General features: G+C 67.1%; 18 protein-coding genes. 6 read left to right on the top strand and 12 right to left on the bottom strand.

Annotated features, from left to right (window positions below; translation table 11 throughout):
• Positions 1-100: 100 nt before the first annotated feature.
• The 12 genes from phaZ to gshB form a co-directional block, all read right to left on the bottom strand.
• Entirely contained in the window at positions 101-952 is an 852-nt protein-coding gene (gene phaZ, locus VUG52_RS24985) for a poly(3-hydroxyalkanoate) depolymerase (RefSeq protein ID WP_050707252.1), read from the bottom strand.
• Between the two features lie 64 nt (positions 953-1,016).
• Positions 1,017-2,696: a class II poly(R)-hydroxyalkanoic acid synthase gene (gene phaC / locus VUG52_RS24980; protein ID WP_331832212.1), complete on the bottom strand. Its 1,680-nt coding sequence runs from the start codon at positions 2,694-2,696 to the stop codon at positions 1,017-1,019.
• A 336-nt stretch (positions 2,697-3,032) separates the two neighbouring features.
• A complete protein-coding gene (locus VUG52_RS24975) occupies positions 3,033-3,410 on the bottom strand; it encodes a gamma-butyrobetaine hydroxylase-like domain-containing protein (protein WP_046853917.1) in 378 nt (125 codons plus the stop codon).
• A 174-nt stretch (positions 3,411-3,584) separates the two neighbouring features.
• Positions 3,585-4,928, bottom strand: coding sequence for an ATP-dependent protease ATPase subunit HslU (hslU, locus tag VUG52_RS24970; protein ID WP_050707250.1), 1,344 nt, complete (start codon positions 4,926-4,928; stop codon positions 3,585-3,587).
• A 74-nt stretch (positions 4,929-5,002) separates the two neighbouring features.
• Positions 5,003-5,533, bottom strand: a complete 531-nt coding sequence (hslV, locus tag VUG52_RS24965) for an ATP-dependent protease subunit HslV (protein WP_011536056.1) — start codon at positions 5,531-5,533, stop codon at positions 5,003-5,005.
• 182 nt (positions 5,534-5,715) lie between these two features.
• Positions 5,716-6,987, bottom strand: a complete 1,272-nt coding sequence (locus tag VUG52_RS24960) for a dihydroorotase (protein WP_050707249.1) — start codon at positions 6,985-6,987, stop codon at positions 5,716-5,718.
• Positions 6,984-7,988, bottom strand: a complete 1,005-nt coding sequence (locus VUG52_RS24955; protein WP_050707248.1) for an aspartate carbamoyltransferase catalytic subunit — start codon at positions 7,986-7,988, stop codon at positions 6,984-6,986. The genes VUG52_RS24960 and VUG52_RS24955 overlap by 4 nt, the downstream gene beginning before the upstream one ends.
• Before the next feature lie 12 nt (positions 7,989-8,000).
• Entirely contained in the window at positions 8,001-8,519 is a 519-nt protein-coding gene (gene pyrR, locus VUG52_RS24950) for a bifunctional pyr operon transcriptional regulator/uracil phosphoribosyltransferase PyrR (RefSeq protein WP_050707247.1), read from the bottom strand.
• Positions 8,520-8,570: 51 nt separating this feature from the next.
• On the bottom strand, positions 8,571-8,996 hold the full coding sequence (gene ruvX, locus VUG52_RS24945) for a Holliday junction resolvase RuvX (RefSeq protein WP_262951296.1): 426 nt from the start codon (positions 8,994-8,996) through the stop codon (positions 8,571-8,573).
• Positions 8,996-9,565: a YqgE/AlgH family protein gene (locus VUG52_RS24940; protein ID WP_331832211.1), complete on the bottom strand. Its 570-nt coding sequence runs from the start codon at positions 9,563-9,565 to the stop codon at positions 8,996-8,998. Before VUG52_RS24940 ends, ruvX begins: the two co-directional genes overlap by 1 nt.
• A 199-nt stretch (positions 9,566-9,764) precedes the next feature.
• Positions 9,765-10,664, bottom strand: coding sequence for an energy transducer TonB (locus tag VUG52_RS24935; protein ID WP_186733323.1), 900 nt, complete (start codon positions 10,662-10,664; stop codon positions 9,765-9,767).
• 90 nt (positions 10,665-10,754) lie between these two features.
• Complete coding sequence (gene gshB / locus VUG52_RS24930; protein ID WP_050707244.1) at positions 10,755-11,708, bottom strand: glutathione synthase; 954 nt, start codon at positions 11,706-11,708, stop codon at positions 10,755-10,757.
• A gap of 185 nt (positions 11,709-11,893) precedes the next feature.
• Here gshB and pilG point away from each other — a divergent pair, with 185 nt between their 5' ends.
• The 6 genes from pilG (at position 11,894) to VUG52_RS24900 (ending at position 21,107) form a co-directional block, all read left to right on the top strand.
• The gene (gene pilG, locus VUG52_RS24925) at positions 11,894-12,295 is read left to right on the top strand and encodes a twitching motility response regulator PilG (protein ID WP_186715946.1); all 402 of its coding nucleotides are present in this window, start codon (positions 11,894-11,896) and stop codon (positions 12,293-12,295) included.
• A 47-nt stretch (positions 12,296-12,342) separates the two neighbouring features.
• Entirely contained in the window at positions 12,343-12,708 is a 366-nt protein-coding gene (gene pilH, locus VUG52_RS24920; RefSeq protein WP_028688352.1) for a twitching motility response regulator PilH, read from the top strand.
• Positions 12,705-13,259 carry a chemotaxis protein CheW gene (locus VUG52_RS24915; RefSeq protein ID WP_050707242.1) on the top strand — a complete coding sequence of 185 codons (555 nt, stop codon included), beginning with the start codon at positions 12,705-12,707 and terminating at the stop codon, positions 13,257-13,259. Before pilH ends, VUG52_RS24915 begins: the two co-directional genes overlap by 4 nt.
• 63 nt (positions 13,260-13,322) lie before the next feature.
• Positions 13,323-15,347 carry a methyl-accepting chemotaxis protein gene (locus VUG52_RS24910; RefSeq protein ID WP_156329677.1) on the top strand — a complete coding sequence of 675 codons (2,025 nt, stop codon included), beginning with the start codon at positions 13,323-13,325 and terminating at the stop codon, positions 15,345-15,347.
• Positions 15,344-20,641 (top strand): Hpt domain-containing protein, encoded by a 5,298-nt coding sequence (locus tag VUG52_RS24905; protein WP_331832210.1) that lies wholly within the window; start codon positions 15,344-15,346, stop codon positions 20,639-20,641. The genes VUG52_RS24910 and VUG52_RS24905 overlap by 4 nt, the downstream gene beginning before the upstream one ends.
• Positions 20,634-21,107: a chemotaxis protein CheW gene (locus VUG52_RS24900; RefSeq protein WP_262951299.1), complete on the top strand. Its 474-nt coding sequence runs from the start codon at positions 20,634-20,636 to the stop codon at positions 21,105-21,107. The genes VUG52_RS24905 and VUG52_RS24900 overlap by 8 nt, the downstream gene beginning before the upstream one ends.
• The last annotated feature ends 74 nt before the right edge of the window (positions 21,108-21,181 follow it).

The following is a 21,181-nucleotide window of genomic DNA, read 5'->3' as shown; positions in this document are numbered from 1 at the left end:
CAACACTCCATCGTTTAGCAATCGGACCGATCGCGGGGCAAGCCCGCTCCCACGCCAGCTTTTCCGGGGCGGTGGGTGCGGGCTTGTCCCGCGATCGGCATCAGGTGCGCGCAGCGGGCCGGGGGTGCATGACCGCGCGTTGGCGTTCCTGCTCGAGGAATTTCATGATGATCGGCGCGACGGCCTCGGCCCGGGTGATCAGGAACAGATGGCCGTCGTCGATTATGTGTAGCTGGGCATTGGGAATTCGCCAGGCCAGCAGGCGCATGTTGATCAGGGGGATCAACGGATCGTCGTCGCCGGCCAGCACCAGGGTGGGCTGGTGGATCTTGTGCAGCCAGTGGATGCTGGTCCAGCCGAGCCCGGCGAACAGCTGCCAGTAGTAGCCCAGCTTGCCGCCCGAGCGGACCTTGGAGGCGTGGTGCATGGCCAGATCCGGGTCGCGCCGGAAGCCGCCGCCATAGATCAGCGGGGCGATGCGGATCACATGGGAGGGCTGCACGTAGCGCCGTGGGCTGGCCATCATCCACAGCACCTTGGGCTTGCCCGGCACCATCACCGCGCCGGCGGCTGTGGCGGCCAGCACCAGCTTCTTGCAGCGCTCGGGGTAGTCGTGGGCGAACTGCTGGGCCAGGGCGCCGCCCCAGGACACGCCGATGACATTGACCTGGCCGTAGTCCAGGTAGTCGAGCATGCGCGCGGTCAGCTTGGCCAGGCCGGGAAAGCGGTAGGGGTGGCGGGGCGTCGACGAGCCGCCGACCCCGGGCACGTCGAAGGCGATGACCTCCAGGTCCGGGTCCAGTGCCTCGATGAACGGGAACACCAGCTCGAGGTTGGCGCCGATGCCGTTGAAGATCAGCAGCGGCGTCAGGTGTGGCTTGCCCGGGCGGACCGCGGTGCGGATGGACTGCTCGTCCAGCTCTACGGTCCTGAAGATGTACGGTTGCGGCATGCGCGTGACTCTGTGGTGAAGGTAGCGCCGCGATGCACCGACAGGCCCATCGCGGCGGTTCGGTTCAACGCTCGTGCACGTATGTTCCCGGTGCGGCCTCGCCTGCGGTATAGGTGCGGTTACCCAGCTTTGTAGGCGCCTTCTTGAGTTCGCCGGCGCGCTCGCCCAGCCAGTCCTGCCAGTGCAGCCACCAGGAGTCGGCATGCTTGATGGCGTTCTCCTGCCAGGCCACCGGATCGTCCGGGCGGTCCTCGCCGGTCATGAAGCGCGCCTTGGGGTTGCCCGGCGGGTTGAGGATGCTCTGGATATGGCCGCTGTTGGACAGCACGAACTCGATCTTGCCGCCGAACAGGTGCGCCGAGCGGTAGCACGACTGCCACGGGGTGATGTGGTCGGCGGTGCCGGCGACGCTGTAGATGTCGCAGTCGACCTTCTTCAGGTCGATGGCGGTGCCGCACACTTCGAGGGCGTCGGAGCGGGTCAGCGGGTTGTTCTTGAACATCTCGATCAGGTCGCCGTGGAAGGCGGCCGGCAGGCGGGTGGTGTCGTTGTTCCAGAACAGGATGTCGAACACCGGCGGCTCGTTGCCGAGCAGGTAGTTGTTGACCCAGTAGTTCCAGATCAGGTCGTTGGGGCGCATCCAGGCGAACACCTTGGCCATGTCGCTGCCTTCGAGCACCCCGGCCTGGTAGGAGTGGCGCTTGGCCGCCTCCAGGGTCTGCTCGTCGACGAACAGCGCGACCTGGGTGTCGACGGTGGTGTCGAGCACGCTCACCAGCAGGGTGAGGGCGTTGACCTTCTTCTCGCCGAGCGCGGCGTAGTGGCCCACCAGCGCGGTGCAGGTGATGCCGCCGGAGCAGGCGCCGAGCATGTTCAGGTCCTTGCTGCCGGTGATCGCCAGCACCGCGTCGACCGCCTCCTTGAGCGCGTCGATGTAGGTCGACAGGCCCCACTCGCGCTGGGCCTTGGTCGGGTTGCGCCAGCTGACGATGAAGGTCTGCTGCTGGGAGCGCAGGCAGAAGCGCGCCAGGCTCTTTTCCGGGCTCAGGTCGAACACGTAGAACTTGTTGATCTGTGGCGGCACCACCAGCAGCGGACGGCTGTGCACCTGCTCGGTGATGGGGCTGTACTGGATGAGTTCCAGCACATCGTTGCGGTACACCACCGAGCCTTCGCTGGTGCCGAGGTTCTTGCCGACCTCGAAGGCCTCCATGTTCACCTGGCTGGGCATGCCGCCGTTGTTGACGATGTCCTTGGCCAGGTTGGACAGCCCGTCGAGCAGGCTCTTGCCGCCGGTCTCGAAGAAGCGCTTGACCGCGGCGGGGTTGGAGAGGGTGTTGGTGGGGGCCATGGCCTCGGTCACCAGGTTGATGACGAACTGCCCGCGGCTGATGTCCTGGGGCGACAGGTCGCTTTCGCCGATCCAGTCGTTGAGCTCCTTGCGCCAGGCCAGGTAGGTCTGCAGGTAGCGGCGGTACAGGGGGTTCTTGCTCCATGCCGGGTCGGCGAAGCGACGGTCGTCGCCTTCGGGCTGCAGGGCCGACTTGCCCAGCAGCACGTTTTTCAGCTCCAGGCCGAAATGCGCCACGTGCTTGGCGCTGTGCAGGGGCTGGCGTACCGCCTGGCGCAGCACAGTGCGCGCCGATGTCAGCAGATCCTTGCGGCGAATGCCGATGACCGGGTTCAGCCCCAGGGTGTTTTCCGAGGCCTGCCGCTGCAACTCATCGTTGTTCTTGTTACTCATCTACGACGCTCCGTTGTCCTGAGACGAGTACCGGCGTGCTGTGACAGCCCGGTACTGCTACTCGGGTGACCAGTGATAAGGAACAGCGGTGCTGCGACCGGATGCGTGCCGATGATGAGCTGCGTGGGTTTCTGCGTGTGAAGACAACCTGCTTTCGCTCGCGACCTCTACATACCGGCCTGGCCCTGCCTGCCATCAAGGCAATGCAGGGAACTTGCCAGCTCCATTGGTTACCCGACTTTCGTGTAATGCGCAAGACAGCCAATCTTTGGCAGTCATCAAGGCATTCAAGCAGATGAGATTAGAAAATGCGCACTAAAGCCTGCGAGCCTTGAGCTAGAGCATCAATTTCACCACCGATTCGGATGGGTCGCGGGATTTGCCGGCCTTGTGCAATTCGTCGAGGTAATCGGCCCACAGCTGCTCCTGGCGCAGGCATAACTGCTCAAGGTACTCCCAGGTGAACAATCCGGAGTCATGGCCGTCGTCGAAGGTCAGTTTCAGTGCATATTGACCGGCTGGTTCCAGGCCGCTGAGACCGACGTTGATCTTGCCAAATTGCAGGATGGGGTTGCCGTGGCCCTGGACCTCGGCGGAGGGGGAGTGCACGCGCAGGAATTCGGCGGGCAGGTGGTAGACCTCGCCGGGGGCGTAGGTGAGGGTGAGGGTCTTGGAGGCTTTGTGCAGGTTGATGGCGGTGGGTAGGCGGGCCATGGGCGAATCTCTCTTTGGCTTCAAGCTGCAAGCTTCGAGTGATTCCAGGCATTGTGCAAGGGGGCTGCTACGCAGCCCATTCGCGGCACAAGGCCGCTCCTACAAGGAGAATGCAATCCCCCTGTAGGAGCGGCCTTGTGCCGCGAATGGGCCGCGCAGCGGCCCCCAGCGGTCTTACAGGATGTAACGCGACAGGTCTTCGTTCTGCGCCAGCTCACCCAAGTGGCTGTTCACATAGGCGGCGTCGATGTGGATCGGCGTCTCGTCGTGGGCGCTGGCCAGGTCGCCGGCGCTGAACGACACCTCTTCGAGCAGGCGCTCAAGCAGGGTATGCAGGCGGCGGGCACCGATGTTCTCGGTCTTCTCGTTGACCTGGTAGGCGATTTCGGCCAGGCGCTTGAGGCCTTCGTCGGCGAACTCGATGTTCAGGCCCTCGGTCTTGAGCAGGGCGCTGTACTGTTCGGTCAACGAGGCGTGCGGCTCCTTGAGGATACGCTCGAAGTCTTCCGGGGTCAGCGCCTTGAGCTCGACACGGATCGGCAGGCGGCCCTGCAGCTCGGGCACCAGGTCGCTCGGCTTGCTCAGGTGGAACGCGCCCGAGGCGATGAACAGGATGTGGTCGGTCTTGACCATGCCCAGCTTGGTGTTGACGGTGCAGCCCTCGATCAGCGGCAGCAGGTCGCGCTGCACGCCTTCACGGGAGACATCGGCGCCGCCGACATTGCCGCGCTTGGCCACCTTGTCGATCTCGTCGATGAACACGATGCCGTGCTGCTCGACCGCTTCCAGGGCCTTGGCCTTGAGCTCTTCCTCGTTGACCAGACGGCTCGCTTCTTCGTCGCGGACCATCTTCAGCGCTTCCTTGACCTTCAGCTTGCGGGTCTTGCGCTTGCCCTTGCCCATGTTGGCGAACAGGCTCTGCAGCTGGTTGGTCATCTCTTCCATGCCGGGCGGCGCGGCGATCTCGACGCCCATGTTCTCGGCGACTTCGATCTCGATTTCCTTGTCGTCCAGCTGGCCTTCGCGCAGGCGCTTGCGGAACAGCTGGCGGGTGTTGGAGTCGGCACTGCTTTGCTGGGCTTCCTCGCTGAAGCTGCTGACCCGCGCCTGCGGCAGCAGGGCGTCGAGAATGCGGTCTTCGGCGGCGTCCTCGGCGCGGTGGCGCACGCGGACGATTTCCTGCTCGCGCAGCATCTTCAGCGCGGCGTCGGCCAGATCGCGGATGATCGACTCGACGTCACGGCCAACGTAGCCGACTTCGGTGAACTTGGTCGCTTCGACCTTGATGAACGGCGCATTGGCCAGCTTGGCCAGGCGGCGGGCGATCTCGGTCTTGCCGACACCGGTGGGGCCGATCATCAGGATGTTCTTGGGCGTCACTTCGGCACGCAGCTCGGCTGGGAGCTGCATGCGCCGCCAGCGGTTGCGCAGGGCAATGGCGACGGCGCGCTTGGCGTCATCCTGGCCGATGATGTGGCGGTTGAGTTCGTGGACGATTTCGCGGGGGGTCATGGACATGATGAATGTGGTCCTCGAGCAGAGTAATCAGTGTGGAAAAGTCCCGCTGGGAGCGGGGCGCCAAAACAACTGATTCACTCGGCCAGGTCCTGCTCCTCGATGGTCAGGTTGTGGTTGGTGAACACGCAGATGTCGCCGGCGATGTTCAGGGCGGCCTCGGTGATTTCACGGGCCGACAGGTCAGTCTTGTTCAGCAATGCGCGGGCAGCGGCCTGGGCGTAGCCACCGCCGGAACCCATGGCGATCAGGCCGTCCTCGGGTTCGACCACGTCGCCGTTGCCGGTGATGATCAGGGAGGCGTCCTTGTTGGCCACGGCCAGCATGGCTTCCAGGCGGCTCAGGGAGCGGTCGGTACGCCATTCCTTGGCCAGCTCGACGGCAGCACGCACCAGGTGGCCGGAGTGTTTCTGCAGCTGGGCTTCGAAGCGCTCGAACAGGGTGAAGGCATCGGCGGTGGCACCGGCGAAGCCGGCGATGACCTGGCCGTTGTACAGGCGACGGACTTTCTTGGCGTTGCCTTTCATCACGGTGTTGCCGAGGGAAACCTGGCCGTCGCCGCCCATGACGACTTTGCCGTTACGGCGGACAGAAACGATGGTAGTCAAGGGAGAGTCTCCACGCAGCGGGGCGAAAATGCCTGATGCAGACTCATATGGGGGGAGGGGGGAAGGATTTCAACCGCAGGGGATGAGCGGCGAGCAAGACAGGATGTTTCCGAAACGATCGCGGGGCAAGCCCGCTCCCACGCGAGCGCGTGGGAGCGGGCTTGCCCCGCGATGGGCGTTACTCAGGCCTCAAAGCAGACGTGCCCGTCGACCAAGGTATAACGCACCGCGCCCGGCAGGCAGTGGCCGATGAACGGGCAGTTCGCGCCGCGAGAGAACCACTGCTCGCCGGCAACAGTGGACGCTTTCGGATCGAACAGCACCAGGTCCGCCGCGCCACCCACCTTCAGCTCGCCGGCTGGCAGGCGCATCGCAGCGGCCGGGCCGCTGCTCAGGCGCGCCAGCAGGGTCGGCAGGTCGAGCAGGCCGTCCTCGACCAGGGTCATGGCCAACGGCAGCAGCAGTTCCACGCTGCTGATCCCCGGCTCGGTGGCACCGAACGGCGCCAGCTTGGCATCACGTTCGTGGGGCTGATGGTGGCTGGAAATTGCCTGGATCACCCCGGACTTCACCGCTTCTCGCAGGCCATCGCGGTCGGCGGCGGTGCGCAGTGGCGGCTGCACGTGGTACAGGCTGGAGAAGTCGCGCAGCGCTTCGTCGGTGAGGATCAGCTGGTACAGCGCCACGTCGGCGGTGACCGGCAGCCCCAGCGCCTGGGCCTGGGCGATCAGCCGGGCGCCGCGGGCGCTGGTGATCTGGGTGAAGTGGGCGCGCACGCCGGTCTGCTCGACCAGCAGCAGGTTACGGGCCAGGGCCACGGTCTCGGCGGTTTCCGGGATGCCCGGCAGGCCGAGGAAGCTGGCCATCGGGCCTTCGTGGGCCAGGCCGCCTTGCGACAGGTCGCGGTCCTGGGAGTGGAACACCACGGTCAGGTCGAAGGTCGCCGCGTATTCCAGGGCTCGGGCCAGGGTGCGGTTGTTGGGGATTTCCTTGAGGCCGTTGCCGAAGGCCACGCAACCGGTGTCGCGCAGGGCCACCAGTTCGGCCAGTTGCTCGCCTTCCAGGCCCTTGGTCAGGGCGCCGATCGGGTAGACCTTGCTGTTGGCCGCCTCGCGGGCGCGATCGAGGATCAGTTCGGCCACCGCCGAGGTGTCCAGCACCGGCTTGGTCTGCGGTGGGCAGCACAGGCTGGTGACGCCGCCGGCCACGGCGGCACGGGTTTCGCTGGCGATGTTGCCCTTGCGGCTGTAGCCCGGCTCGCGCAGGGAAACACCGAGGTCGACCAGGCCCGGGGCGGCCACCAGGCCGTCGGCCTGGATCGTGCGGCTGGCGTCGAAGCCGGCCGGCGCCGCGCCGATGGCGGCAATACGGCCGCCGTCCAGGTGCAGGTCGGTGATGCGGTCCAGGCCGCTGGCAGGATCGATGACCCGGGCGCCGATAATGCTGATGGTCACTGGGCGTTCTCCTGGTCGAATTGACGTTGCGCGTTCTGTCCGCTCATGGCCATGGACAGCACGGCCATGCGCACGGCGATGCCATAGGTGACCTGGTTGAGGATCACCGAGTGCTGGCCGTCGGCCACCGCCGATTCGATTTCCACGCCGCGGTTGATCGGGCCCGGGTGCATGACGATGGCATCCGGCTTGGCCCCGGCCAGGCGCGCGGTGGTCAGGCCGAACAGGCGGTAGAACTCGCCCTCGCTGGGCAGCAGGCCACCGGCCATGCGCTCGCGCTGCAGGCGCAGCATGATCACCACGTCGACGTCCTTGAGGCCTTCGGCGAGGTCGGTGTAGACCTTCACCCCGTACTGCTCGATACCGATCGGGATCAGCGTCTTCGGGCCGATCACGCGGATGTCCGGGCAGCCCAGCGCCTTGAGCGCGAGCATGTCCGAGCGGGCCACCCGCGAGTGCAGGATGTCGCCGACGATGGCCACGGAGAGGTTTTCGAAACCGCCCTTGTGCCGACGAATGGTGAGCATGTCGAGCATGCCCTGGGTCGGGTGGGCGTGGCGGCCGTCACCGCCGTTGATCACTGCCACGTCCGGGCACACATGCTCGGCGATGAAGTGGGCGGCGCCGGAATCGGAGTGGCGCACGACGAACATGTCGGCGGCCATGGCCTCCAGGTTGCGCAGGGTGTCGAACAGGGTCTCGCCCTTGCTGGTAGAGGAAGTCGACACGTTCAGGCTGATCACGTCGGCCGACAGGCGCTGGGCGGCCAGTTCGAAGGTGGTGCGGGTACGGGTGGAATTCTCGAAGAACACGTTGCACACGGTCTTGCCGCGCAGCAACGGGACTTTCTTCACGGCCCGGGCGCCGACTTCGAGGAACGAGTCGGCGGTGTCGAGGATCTCGGTGAGCAGTTCGCGGGGCAAACCGTCGAGCGAGAGGAAGTGGCGCAGCTGGCCCTGGTCATTGAGCTGCAGCGGGCGCTTGGCGTCGAATGGCGTCATCGCGGGGGACTCTTAAAGGGCGGAAGCGGGAGCGAGGTCCTGGCGCTCGAGGGCGAGCGGCGTGGGTCCGGTCAATTTTACCCGTTCATGGGCGGCCAGGGACAGGGTGGCGCCGAGTACATTCGGCCGGATCGGCAGTTCGCCGGCATCCAGGTCGAGCAGGCAGGCCAGGGTCACGCTGGCCGGGCGGCCATAGTCGAACAGTTCGTTGAGGGCGGCGCGGATGGTGCGCCCGCTCATCAGCACGTCGTCCACCAGCACCAGGTGCTGGCCTTCGATCTCGAACGGCAGCTCCGAGGGGCGCACCTGCGGGTGCAGGCCGTTCTGGCTGAAGTCGTCGCGGTAGAAGGACACATCCAGGGTGCCCAGCGGGCCCTGGTCGCCCAGCTCGGCCTGCAGGGCCTGGGCCACCCACACGCCGCCGGTGCGGATGCCGATGAAACGCGGCTCGCTGATGCCACGGCGGGCCAGGTGGGCGCGAAGGTCGACGGCCATCTGCCGGATCAGGTCGGCGGGATTGGGTAGGCTCATTGCGTGCTCCTCGGAAGGCGGGCGCCGGCTCCAGCCGGCGGCAAAGCGGATTTAAGTGTTGGCCTCCAGCCAGCCTTGCAGCAGCAGGGCGGCGGCGATGGCGTCGACCGGGTTGTCGCGGTAGCTGCCGTGGCGCCCGCCCCGGGCCATCTGCTCGCCCTTAGCCTCGAAGGTGGTCAGGCGTTCGTCGTGGGTGTGCACCGGCAGGTTGTAGCGGCCGTGCAGGCGCCGGGCGAATTTCTCGGCGCGATCGCTCATCTCGCTGGGCGTGCCGTCCATGTTCAGCGGCAGGCCGACGACGATGGCGTCGGGTTTCCATTCCTTGATCAGCTTCTCGACCTGGTTCCAGTCCGGCACGCCGTTCTGGGCCTTGAGCGTGCACAGTTCGCGGGCCTGGCCGGTGATTACCTGGCCGACGGCCACGCCGATCTGTCGGGTGCCATAGTCGAAGCCCAGCAGCAGACGCAGTTCGGCCATCAGGCGTGGCCCGCCTGGCTGGTCAGCAGGCTGAGGTTGATCCCCAGGCTCGCAGCGGCGGCGCCCAGGCGCTGGTCGCTGGCCAGGCCGAAGATGATCTCGGAGTCGAAGGGGCAGTTGAGCCAGGCGTTGTCGGCCAGCTCCGCTTCCAGCTGGCCGGCTTCCCAGCCCGCGTAGCCCAGGGTGATCAGGCTCCTGCGCGGGCCGTCGCCGGCGGCGATGGCGAACAGCACGTCCTGGGAAGTGGACAGCGACAGGCCCTCCAGCTCGACCGTGGCCTGGTAGCTGCGGTCGTTGCTGTGCAGCACGAATCCGCGGTCGGTCTGCACTGGGCCGCCCTGGTAGATCGGGATGTGCAGGGTGCTGGCGGGCGGCTCGTCGTTGGGGCGCAACTGCTCGAGGATGTCGGCCAGGTTCAGCTCCTGCGGGCGGTTGACCACCAAGCCCATGGCGCCGTGGGCATTGTGCTCGACGATGTAGGTGAGGGTCTGGGCAAAGTTCGGATCGGCCATGTGCGGCATGGCGATCAGGAACTGGTGCTTTAGGTAGCTGGGGGCGAGGGTCTTCATGTCCGCTAGTGTGGCGCCAGGTGGCGGGGCTGGCAAGGTGCGCGAGTGGCTGTCGGTGCCCCTTGTAGGAGCGGCCTTGTGCCGCGAAAGGGCTGCGTAGCGGCCCCAGGATCTTGGCCTCGTGCAGAATCGCCGGGGCTGCTGTGCAGCCCTTTCGCGGCACAAGGCCGCTCCTACAGGGGCCAAGCAAGCCTTGCCGTCAGTTGCTCGACAGCTTGTCTCCGCGGGCAAAGCGCCAGGTGCGGATGATCTCCAGGCGGTCGAATTCCGCCAGGTCACCGGTGAACGGCGCGAACGGCGCCGCCAGGCGCACGATGCGCTGGGCCGCCTGGTCCAGCACCGGCTGGCCCGACGATTCCAGCACCAGTACTTCGTACAGCGAGCCGTCGCGGTTGATCGACACCATCATCCGCAAGCTGCCGTACATCTGCTGGCGCCGGGCCTCTTCGGGGTAGTTGAGGTTGCCGATGCGTTCGACCTTCTTGCGCCATTCTTCCTTGTACCAGGCGCCCTTGTCGCGCAGGGTCGAGGCGGCGTTCAGGCGATGGATGCGCGGGCGCTTGGCATACAGTTGCTGTTCATGGGACAGCTCGGCCTCGAGGCTGGCGATCTGGCTGGACAGCTGCGAGCTGTCGAAGTCCGGCACCTTGGCTTCGGGCTTGGGCTGCGGCTTGCTTTCCTTCGGCTTGGGCTCGACCTTCTGGGTTTTCGGCGCCTGGGTGGCGACCACCGACTTCGCCGGTGCAGGCGGCGTTTCCGGTTTCGCGGCCGGTGGCGGGGTGATCTTGTTGATCTTGCTGTCCTGGAACGGCGCGACCTCGGTGGTCTTGGGCACCGCCTTCTTTTCCAGGGTGCCGCTGCCCTGCTGGTTTTCCTGGGCCTGGAAATCAGCCTTCTCGGGCGCTTTTTCGCTCTTGAAGGTGGCCAGGGTGATGTCCATGGTGTGGCGGATGTCAGCCGGCTTGACCACGGTGAAACCCACGCCGAGGATCAGCGCCAGGTGCACCAGGGCGGCCAGGAACAGGGTGAAGCCGAGCCGGTCCACCGGGCGAACGCGGGGTGGCAGCAGGTCGGCGGGGATGTCGGCAGGCAGCGTCATCAGGTATCCAGCAACCGCGAAACAGGGCGCAGGTCAGCGAAAAAGGACCGGCATCATACCCCACTCCGCGGGTTTGCCGCGTGTCGGCGGTCAGCGCGCCTGCAACTGGCGATCAATGGCGTCCATCAAGCGGCCGCCGATGTCGGTGTTGTAGGCTGCGTCGATTTCGCGGATGCAGGTCGGGCTGGTGACGTTGATCTCGGTGAGGTAGTCGCCGATCACGTCCAGGCCGACGAACAGCAGGCCCTTCTCGCGCAGGGTCGGGCCGACCTGGGCGGCGATCCAGCGGTCGCGCTCGCTCAACGGCCGGGCTTCGCCGCGTCCGCCGGCGGCCAGGTTGCCGCGGGTCTCGCCGCTGGCCGGGATGCGCGCCAGGCAGTAGTCCACCGGCTCGCCGTCGATCATCAGGATGCGTTTGTCGCCGTCCTTGATCGCCGGCAGGTAGGCCTGGGCCATGATCTGCTGGGCGCCGAGCGCGGTCAGGGTCTCGAGGATCACCGACAGGTTGGGATCACCGGCCCGGTGACGGAAGATCGAGGTGCCGCCCATGCCGTCCAGCGGCTTGAGGATCACGTCGCCATGTTCGGCGGCGAAGGCGCGGATGATGTCCGGGCGGCGGCTGACCAGGGTCGGCGGCGTGCACTGCGGGAACAGCGTGGCAAACAGCTTCTCGTTGCAGTCGCGCAGGCTCTGCGGGCGGTTGACCACCAGCACGCCTTCGGCCTCGGCCTGCTCCAGCAGGTAGGTGCTGTAGACGAACTCCATGTCGAAGGGCGGGTCCTTGCGCATCAGGATCACGTCCAGCTCGGCCAGCGGGCTGTCCTGTTCCTCGTCCAGCTCGAACCAGCGGGCCGGGTCGGCGAACACCTTGAGCGGGCGCATCCGCGCGCGGGCCTTGCCCTGGGCCTGGTACAGGTCGCGCTGTTCCATGTAGAACAGGCTCCAGCCACGGGCCTGGGCGGCCAGCAGCATGGCCAGCGAGCTGTCCTTTTTGTAGGAGATGGACGCGATGGGGTCCATGACAATCCCGAGGCGAACGCTCATGGGGTAGTTCCTCTTGGCGGCGGGTGGCCGCGATGGCACGAAAGAAAAGTGGCTCAGGGTGGCGCCGGGCGCGCCCACGGTCAAGGGGCGGGCGGATGGAATGGCCCTCGGGACTGTGTTAAAAAGGCCAGGCACATGGCCTGCACGGCCTTTTGGCGAATTCGCTCCCAGGCAGAAGCGCAACTATGGAACAACCCCTGAAGGTGATGGTGATCGACGACTCCCGCACGATCCGCCGCACCGCGCAGATGTTGCTCGGCGAGGCCGGCTGCGAGGTGATCACCGCCAGTGACGGCTTCGACGCCCTGGCCAAGATCGTCGACCACAAGCCCCGGATCATCTTCGTCGATGTGCTGATGCCGCGCCTTGACGGTTACCAGACCTGCGCCATCATCAAGCACAACAACGCATTCAAGGACACCCCGGTGATCCTGCTCTCTTCACGCGATGGCCTTTTTGACAAGGCCCGCGGCCGGGTGGTCGGCTCCGACCAGTTCCTGACCAAACCGTTCAGCAAGGAAGAACTGCTCGACGCGATCCGTGCCTGCGTGCCCGGTTTCGCCGCGCAGGACCCAAACGCACCCTGACGCCGCCCTCGCCGGACGGCGTCTCTATTTCCTGATGGGGAAACAGCATGGCCCGAATTCTGATTGTCGACGACTCGCCGACAGAGATGTACAGATTGACCGAATGGCTGGAGAAAAGCGGCTATGGGGTGCTCAAGGCCGACAATGGCGCCGACGGCGTGGCCCTGGCCCGCCAGGAAAAACCGGATGCCGTGCTGATGGACATCGTCATGCCCGGCATGAACGGCTTCCAGGCCACCCGGCAACTGAGCAAGGACCCGGAAACCAGCGCCATTCCGGTGATCGTGGTGACCACCAAGGACCAGGAAACCGACCGTATCTGGGCCCAGCGCCAGGGCGCCCGCGATTTCCTGACCAAGCCGGTGGAGGAAGAGGCGCTGATCGCCAAGCTGAAAGAAGTGCTCGGCGCTTGACCACCCGCCCCCAGGGCGCGTCGCTGACCGCCTTCGAGCTGTTGCTGGACATCGACCGGCGCTGCCGCCTGCTGGTGGCCGACCAGCCACCGCAGGACACCCGCCTGCAGCAGTGGAGCGGCATCGGCTTTCGCATTGCCGGGCAGTGGTTCGTCGCACCCATGGGCGAGGTTGCCGAGGTGCTGCGCGAGCCCCGCAGCAGCCGGGTGCCGGGCGTGCAGCCGTGGGTTCGCGGGGTGGCCAACCTGCGTGGGCGGCTGTTGCCGGTGATGGACCTGTGCGCGTTCTTTGGCCTCGGCCCGGCGGCGACGGGCAAGCAACGGCGGGTGCTGGTGCTGGACCACGAGGAGCTGTTCGCCGGGCTGCTGGTGGACGAGGTGGTCGGCCTGCAGCACTTCGTCCTGAGCAGCCTCGAGCTGTCGCCGCCGCAGCCGCTGATTCGCGCGGCCGCGCCCTTCGTGCAGGGCCATTTTCCCCGTGAACGCAACTGGGCGATCTTCAGCCCGTTCGCCCTGGCCCAGGCCCCGGGTTTTCTCGATGTGGCGTTGTAGAGGATTTTCGACGTGAACAAGCCAGGACCTTCAGTTGCCACCGCCGGCGTCTCGCCGGCCGCCGTGGCCCAGCGCCCGCGCAGCACCGCGCAGATCACCGTGCTGTTCGTGGTGCTGATCCTGTCGATCGTCCTGCTGTTCGCCAACTTCGCCTACCTCAACACCCAGGCCAACCACGACAAGCAGTACATCGGCCATGCCGGCGAGCTGCGCGTGCTGTCCCAGCGCATCGCCAAGAACGCCACCGAGGCGGCGGCGGGCAAGGCGCTGGCGTTCAAGCTGCTCAGCGATGCGCGCAACGACTTCGAGCGGCGCTGGAGCTACCTGCGCGAGGGTGACAAGACCACCGGCCTGCCCGCCGCGCCGGTGACGGTGCGCGACGAGATGGACGCGGTGCGCCAGGATTGGGAGAACCTGCGCAAGAACACCGACACCATCCTCGCCAGCGAACAGACCGTGCTGTCGCTGCACCAGGTGGCGGCCACCCTGGCCGAAACCGTGCCGCAACTGCAGGTCGAGTACGAGAAGGTGGTGGAGATCCTGCTGCAGAGCGGCGCGCCGGCCAACCAGGTGGCCGTGGCCCAGCGCCAGTTGCTTTTGGCCGAACGCATTCTCGGCTCGGTCAACACCGTGCTCGCCGGCGACGAGACCTCGGTTCAGGCCGCCGATGCCTTTGGCCGCGATGCCAGCCGCTTCGGCCAGGTGCTCGAAGGCATGCTCGCCGGCAACCCGACGATTCAGGTCACCCGGGTCGAGGACGCTGACGCCCGGGCGCGGCTGGCCGAGATCGCCGAGCTGTTCCAGTTCGTCTCGGGCTCGGTGGACGAGATCCTCGAGACCTCGCCCGAGCTGTTCCGCGTGCGCGAGGCCGCCGGCAACATCTTCAGCCTGTCGCAGACTTTGCTCGACGAGGCCTCGCACCTGGCCAACGGTTTCGAGAACCTGGCCGGCGGGCGCACCCTGGACACCGTCGGCGGCTACGTGCTCGGCCTGCTGGCGCTGGCCTCGATCATCCTCATCGGCCTGGTGATGGTACGCGCCACTCACCGTCAGCTGCGCGAGACCGCCGAGAAGAACGAACGCAACCAGCAGGCGATCATGCGCCTGCTCGACGAGATCGAGGAGCTGGCCGACGGCGACCTGACCGTCACCGTGTCGGTCACCGAAGACTTCACCGGCGCCATCGCCGACTCGATCAACTATTCGGTCGACCAGCTGCGCGACCTGGTGGCCACCATCAACCACAGCGCCGAGCAGGTCGCCGCCGCCGTGCAGGACACCCAGAACACCGCCCGCCAGCTGGCCAAGGCCTCCGAGCACCAGGCCGAGCAGATCAGCGAGGCCTCCGAGGCGGTGGGCGACATGGTCGAGTCGATCGACCGGGTCTCGGCCCACGCCTACGAGTCGGCCAAGGTGGCCGAGCGCTCGGTGGCCATCGCCAACAAGGGCAACGAGGTGGTGCACAACACCATCCACGGCATGGACAACATCCGCGAGCAGATCCAGGACACCGCCAAGCGGATCAAGCGCCTGGGTGAGTCCTCCCAGGAGATCGGCGACATCGTCAGCCTGATCGACGATATTGCCGAACAGACCAACATCCTCGCCCTCAACGCGGCGATCCAGGCCTCGCTGGCCGGCGAGGCCGGTCGCGGCTTCGCCGTGGTCGCCGACGAGGTGCAGCGCCTCGCCGAGCGATCCTCCTCGGCGACCCGGCAGATCGAGGCGCTGGTACGGACCATCCAGGTCGACACCAACGAGGCGGTGATTTCCATGGAACAGACCACCGCCGAAGTGGTGCGCGGCGCGCGCCTGGCGCAGGATGCCGGGGTGGCCCTGGCGGAAATCGAGGGCGTTTCGCAGACCATGGCCGAACTTATCCACAGCATCTCCGACGCCGCCCAGTTGCAGACCTCCTCGGCCGGGCAGATTTCCCACACCATGGCGGTGATCCAGCAAATCACTGCGCAGACCTCCGCCGGCTCCGGCGCCACCGCTGACAGCATCCGCCACCTGGCGCGCATGGCCAGCGAGATGCGCCGCTCGGTGTCCGGCTTCACCTTGCCCAAACCGGTGGAGCGCTCGTGAACGAGGCGAACCTGAACGCGCCCGGCGAGCGTCACGACACAGTGGCCCTGGCCTGGACCAAGGCGCCGATCCTCGATTGCCTGGGCCAGGCACGCCAGGCCCTGGAGCGCTTCTCGGCGGAGCCGGGCGACCTGTCGATGCTGGCGTTCTTCGTCGACAACCTGCACCAGGTCCACGGCTGCCTGCACATGCTCGCGCTGCCGGGCGCGATGCGCCTGGCCGAAGAGCTGGAGCTGCTCGGGCGGGCCATGGCCGACGGCCAGGTGAGCCCGCGTGGCGATTGCCTGGGCGCGCTGTTCCGCGGGCTCGAGCAATTGCCGCCGTACCTGGACCGCCTGCGTGGCGCGCGCCACGACCTGCCGCTGGTGGTCATGCCGCTGCTCAACCAGCTGCGGGTCTGCCGCGGTGCCGAACCCCTGGCCCAGGGCAGCCTGCTGGGTGACCTGGGGCAACGGCTGGCCGGTGCGGCGGACCTGGCCAACCTCGACCTGTCCCTGGGTAGCTGGCGCGACCACATGCAGGCCGGCCCCGGGCGCGATGCGCTGCGCTCGGTGGTGATGGCCCTGTGCGACGACCTGATGCGCATCAAGGACCGCCTCGACCCCTTCGTCGGTGGCGAGCGCTCGCCCAGCGAGCCACTGGAGGCGCTGCTGCCGCCCTTGCGGCACGTGGCCGATACCCTGGCGGTGCTGGGCTTCCAGCAGCCGCGACGGGTGATCATCGACCAGGTGCTGGCGTTGCAGGCACTGGTCGAAAAAGACGGCGGCGTGGACGAGGCGGTGCTGATGGATGTCGCCGGGGCACTGCTGTATGTCGAGGCCACCCTCAACGGCATGGTCGGTCCGCTGGAGGAAATCAGCCCCGGCAGCCTGCCCGGCTCGGACCTGGCCGAAATCCGCCAGCTGGTGCTCAACGAAGCGCTCAACGTGCTGCAGCAGGCCAAGGACCTGATCGGTGATTGCCTGGAGTCCGACTGGTCACGCCAGCGTCTGCAAGCCCTGCCCGGGTTGCTGCAACAGGTGCGCGGGGCGCTGGCGATGCTGATGCTGCCGGCCGCCGCCGAGGTGTTTGCCGGTTGCGCGGGCTATGTGCAAGGCTGGCTGGTGCACCTGGAGGAGGAGCCGCAAGCGGACGAACTGGCGCACCTGGCCGATGCCCTGAGTGCCGGCGAGGCCTGGCTGCAATGGCGGGTGGCCGATCCGCTGGCCGACGCCCAGCGCTTCATCGACATGGCCCACGCCAGCCTGGCCGCGCTGGGCGTGCAGTGCGTGCGCGACACGTCAGCTGCGGGCGGTGAGCAGGCGCTGGACGGCATCGACGATGAGTTGCGCGAGGTGTTCCTCGAAGAGGCTGGCGAGCTGCTGCCGGAAATCGAGCGCCAATGGCTGCGCTGGCGAGCCGACAACGGCCTGCGCGAGGCGTTGATCGAGGTGCGGCGGGCACTGCATACCCTCAAGGGCAGCGGGCGGATGGTCCATGCCGAAGCCGTGGCCGAGCTGGCCTGGGGCGCCGAGCACCTGCTCAATCGGGTGCTGGAAGGGCGCATCGTGCTCAGCGCCGAAGGCTTGGTGGCGCTGCAGCAGGTGTTCGTGCGCCTGCCCGACCTGCTCGCTGATTTCGCCGCCAGCCAATTGCCGCCCACGGCCGAGATCGAGCAGCTGGCCGGGCACCTGCATGCGTTGGCGCTCAACGACACACCGGCCAGCGCCAGTATCGATGGCCTCGATCCGCACTTGCTTGAGATCTTCCGCAACGAGGCCCAGGGCCATTTGGCCGGGCTCGACGGGTTCCTGCAGACGGTCGACGGCCGGGGCAGCGCGGTCAACGACAGCCTGCAACGCGCCCTGCACACCCTCAAGGGCAGCGCCGCCATGGCCGGCGTGATGCCGGTGGCGGAACTGGCCACCGCCCTCGACCGCCTGGTGCGTGAATACAAGGGGCACCAGTTGCCCCTGCAAGTGGCCGAGATCGAACTGCTGGAGGCGGCGCGCGCGCTGTTCCATCTGGGCCTGGCCCAGCTGGGCAGCACGCCGCTGGCGCCGATCCCAGGGGCCGCCGGGCTGATCGAACAGGTCGGGCAGACGGTTGACGCCCGGTTGGCCCAACTCCAGGCCGAGCCGCATCCGCCGCGCCGGCTCCGACGCGATCCGCAGCTGACGGCCACTTTCTTGACCATGGGCATGGATATCCTGCTCGATGCGGAGGCGCGGCTCGCCAACTGGCAGGGCGACCCCGCGCAACACCATGAGTTGCACCTGCTGCTCGAGGAGATGACCACCCTCGGTCACGGCGCGCACCAGGCCGAGTTGTGGCAGGTGGATGAGATCTGCGAAGGGCTGCTCGACCTGTACGGTGCGGTGGAGGAGGGCAGCCTGGCCGTCACGCCGCGCTTCTTCGCCGTCGCCCGGCAAGCCCATGAGGCGCTGCTCGACCTGTTCGACGAGATAGCCGCCGGCCAGGACCCGAATCCCCGGCCCGAATGCCTGGCGGCCCTGCATGGCCTGCTCGATGATGCCCTCGACCCTGCAGCATTGGGTTTGGTCGGGGCGAACGGTGTCACGGTGCTTCCGGCGCCAGGCGAGTTGCCGGACCCGGCGGTGGTCGAGCTGTTCCTCGAAGAGGCCGGGGATATCCTTGACGGTGCCGACCAGGCCTTGCGGCAATGGAAGTCCGATCCGGACAGCCTGTCGCCGCTGTCGGCGCTGCAGCACGATGTGCTCACCCTCAAGGGCGGGGCACAGATGGCGGCGATCGGCGCCGTCGAGGTGCTGGCCCAGGAGCTGGCGCTGCTCTACGAAGGCTTGGTGGACCGCCGGCTGGGTGCCAGCCCGGCACTGTTCGAGCTGCTCCGGCGCAGCCATGACGCCCTGGCCGAAATGCTGCGCAGCCTGCGCGAGGGCCAGGCACCGCTGTCGGCGGTGGCGTTGCTGGGCGAATTGCGCGAGTTCCGCCACAGCGCCCCGCCTCCCGTCGCCTCCGAGCCGCAGGACGACAACGAAGAAACCGAGGGCGACAAGGAGCTGCTGGAGGTTTTCCTCGAAGAGAGCTCCGATATCCTCGAGAGCGCCGCCGAGTCCCTGGCGCGCTGGCAGGCCGACCCGCGCAACACGGTCGAGGTGGAGAACCTGCTGCGCGACCTGCACACGCTCAAGGGCGGCGCGCGCATGGTCGAGATTGCCGCTATCGGCGACCTTGCCCACGAACTGGAGTTCCTCTACGAATTGCTGGCCGCCGGGCGCCTGCCGTCGACGCCGGCCCTGTTCAGCCTGCTGCAGAACTGCCATGACCGTCTGGCGCACATGCTCGATGCGGCGCGCCTGGGCGAGCCGCTGCATGCGGCCACGGCGCTGATCGACTACATCCGCAACTTTTCCAGCGCCGCCCTGACTGACAGCGCCGCTGGCCAGCCCCAAGCCGAAGTCGCTCCCGCCGAGACCCCGGCCGCCGCCCCCGAGCGGGCGGGTGACATGGTCAAGGTCGATGCCGAACTGCTCGATGACCTGGGCAACCTGGCCGGTGAGCACTCGGTGATCCGCGGGCGCATCGAGCAGCAGGTGAATGACGCCCAGTTTGCGCTGAACGAGATGGAAACCACGCTGGAGCGCATGCGCGACCAGCTGCTGCGCCTGGACATCGAGACCCAGGGGCGGATTTCCAGCCGTCACCAGTTCGAGGGTGACGCCTATGACGATTTCGACCCGCTGGAGATGGACCGCCATTCCCAGCTGCAGCAATTGTCGCGGGCGCTGTTCGAGTCCACCTCGGACCTGCTCGACCTGAAGGAAACCCTGCTGCAGAGGGCCCAGGAAGCCTACAGCCTCCTGCAGCAGCAGGCACGGGTCAACAGCCAGCTGCAGGAGGGCCTGACCGCCACCCTGATGGTGCCATTCGAGCGGCTGGTGCCCCGTTTGCAGCGGGTGGTGCGGCAGGTGGCCAGCGAGTTGGGCAAGCAGGTCGAGCTGGTGGTCGGCAATGCCGAGGGCGAGCTCGACCGCAGCGTGCTCGAACGCATGGTCGCGCCGCTGGAACACATGCTGCGCAACGCCGTCGACCATGGCCTTGAGGCCCGCGAGGCGCGCCTGGCGGCCGGCAAGCCGGAGCAGGGCACCATCCACCTGAACTTGCTGCACGAAGGCGCCGACATCGTCATCGAGATGAGCGACGACGGCGCAGGGGTGCCGCTGGAGGCGGTGCGCAACAAGGCGATCAAGCGCGGCCTGCTCGATCCGCAGGCGCGCCTGAGCGACCACGAGATCCTGCAGTTCATCCTGCGTCCCGGGTTCTCCACGGCCGAGAAGATCACCCAGATCTCCGGGCGCGGCCTGGGCATGGACGTGGTCCATGAAGAGGTCAAGCAACTGGGCGGCTCGATGAGCATCGAGTCCAGCCCCGGCAAGGGCGCGCGTTTCCTGATCCGCCTGCCGTTTACCGTGTCGGTGAACCGGGCGCTGATGGTGCACGTGGAAGACGAGCAGTACGCCATCCCGCTGAACACCATCGAGGGCATCGTGCGTGTGCCACCGGCGGAGCTGGAGGCCTGTTACCGGCTCGACCCGCCGCGCTACAGCTATGCCGGCCACGATTACGCGCTGCGCTACCTCGGCGACCTGCTGCAGGGCGGCGGCCAGCCCGGGCTGCTGGGGCAGAGCGTGCCGCTGCCGGTGCTGCTCACCCATTCCCACGAGCAGTCGTTCGCCATCCATGTGGACAGCCTTTCGCCCAGCCGCGAGATCGTGGTCAAGAGCCTCGGCCCGCAGTTCGCCGCGGTGCCGGGACTGTCCGGCGCCACCCTGCTGGGGGACGGGCGGGTGGTGCTGATTCTCGACCTGCTCGGCCAGTTGCGCGGGCAGCAACGGCGCCTGGCGCGGCTGCCGGGCGTGGCCGAGGGGGCGCATGGGCTGACTGGCCCGGTGCCCCGGCGGCCGTTGCTGGTGATGGTGGTGGACGACTCGGTGACCGTGCGCAAGGTCACCAGTCGCCTGCTCGAGCGGCACGGCATGAGCGTGCTGACGGCCAAGGACGGCGTCGATGCCATGGCGCTGCTCGAAGAGCACCGTCCGGATGTGTTGTTGCTGGATATCGAGATGCCGCGCATGGACGGCTTCGAGGTGGCCACGCGGATCCGTCGCGATGAGCGCCTGAGCCAGCTGCCGATCATCATGATCACCTCGCGTACGGGCCAGAAGCACCGCGACCGGGCCATGGCCATCGGCGTCAACGACTACCTCGGCAAGCCGTACCAGGAATCGGTGCTGCTGCAGAGCATCGCCCACTGGAGCCGACCCCATGCTTGAACATATCGCCGGTCAGCGCAGCAGCCTGACCGGGTTGCTGCTGCCCCTGGGCGACCGCACCCTGGTGTTGCCCAACGTGGCGGTGGCCGAGTTGATCGGCCACCGCGTCATCGCTTGTGAGCCAGGGGAACCGGCCTGGCACCTGGGCTGGGTGGACTGGCGCCAGCAGCGGCTGCCACTGATCGGATTCGAGGCTGCTTGTGGCGGGCAGACTTCTTGCGGCGAGCGGGCGCGGGTGGTGGTGCTCAACGCCCTTGGCGATACCGGGCTGCGTTACCTGGCGCTGCTGCTGCAGGGGATCCCGCGCTCGTGCAAGCTCGACAGCCAGCTGAATTATGTCGATGTGCCGTTGGCGGGGCTGGAGCTGGCGGCAGTGCAGGTGGGTGAACAGGTGGCGCGGGTGCCTGACCTGGCGGGGTTGGAAAGATTGGTGCGTGACGCGCAACTGCAACCTGTAGCCGATTAGGATTGTGTCTGGGCGGGCCCTATCGCGGGGCAAGCCCGCTCCCACGACAAGGTGTGGGAGCGGCCTTTCAGGAA

Source organism: Pseudomonas sp. LH21 (genome assembly GCF_036549575.1).
In the GTDB taxonomy this organism is placed as follows: Bacteria; Pseudomonadota; Gammaproteobacteria; order Pseudomonadales; family Pseudomonadaceae; genus Aquipseudomonas; species Aquipseudomonas peradeniyensis.
The sequence above is the reverse complement of the archived record's forward strand: the minus strand, read 5'-3'. Positions and strand labels throughout refer to the sequence as shown.

Excerpts from the sequence above, each read along its gene's own strand:
- phaZ (WP_050707252.1), bottom strand. The coding sequence starts at position 952 with ATGCCGCAACCGTACATCTTCAGGACCGTAGAGCTGGACGAGCAGTCC.
- phaC (WP_331832212.1), bottom strand. The coding sequence starts at position 2,696 with ATGAGTAACAAGAACAACGATGAGTTGCAGCGGCAGGCCTCGGAAAAC.
- VUG52_RS24975 (WP_046853917.1), bottom strand. The coding sequence starts at position 3,410 with ATGGCCCGCCTACCCACCGCCATCAACCTGCACAAAGCCTCCAAGACC.
- hslU (WP_050707250.1), bottom strand. The coding sequence starts at position 4,928 with ATGTCCATGACCCCCCGCGAAATCGTCCACGAACTCAACCGCCACATC.
- VUG52_RS24955 (WP_050707248.1), bottom strand. The coding sequence starts at position 7,988 with ATGACGCCATTCGACGCCAAGCGCCCGCTGCAGCTCAATGACCAGGGC.
- pyrR (WP_050707247.1), bottom strand. The coding sequence starts at position 8,519 with ATGAGCCTACCCAATCCCGCCGACCTGATCCGGCAGATGGCCGTCGAC.
- ruvX (WP_262951296.1), bottom strand. The coding sequence starts at position 8,996 with ATGGCCGAACTGCGTCTGCTGCTGGGCTTCGACTATGGCACCCGACAG.
- VUG52_RS24940 (WP_331832211.1), bottom strand. The coding sequence starts at position 9,565 with ATGAAGACCCTCGCCCCCAGCTACCTAAAGCACCAGTTCCTGATCGCC.
- VUG52_RS24935 (WP_186733323.1), bottom strand. The coding sequence starts at position 10,664 with ATGACGCTGCCTGCCGACATCCCCGCCGACCTGCTGCCACCCCGCGTT.
- gshB (WP_050707244.1), bottom strand. The coding sequence starts at position 11,708 with ATGAGCGTTCGCCTCGGGATTGTCATGGACCCCATCGCGTCCATCTCC.
- pilG (WP_186715946.1), top strand. The coding sequence starts at position 11,894 with ATGGAACAACCCCTGAAGGTGATGGTGATCGACGACTCCCGCACGATC.
- pilH (WP_028688352.1), top strand. The coding sequence starts at position 12,343 with ATGGCCCGAATTCTGATTGTCGACGACTCGCCGACAGAGATGTACAGA.
- VUG52_RS24900 (WP_262951299.1), top strand. The coding sequence starts at position 20,634 with ATGCTTGAACATATCGCCGGTCAGCGCAGCAGCCTGACCGGGTTGCTG.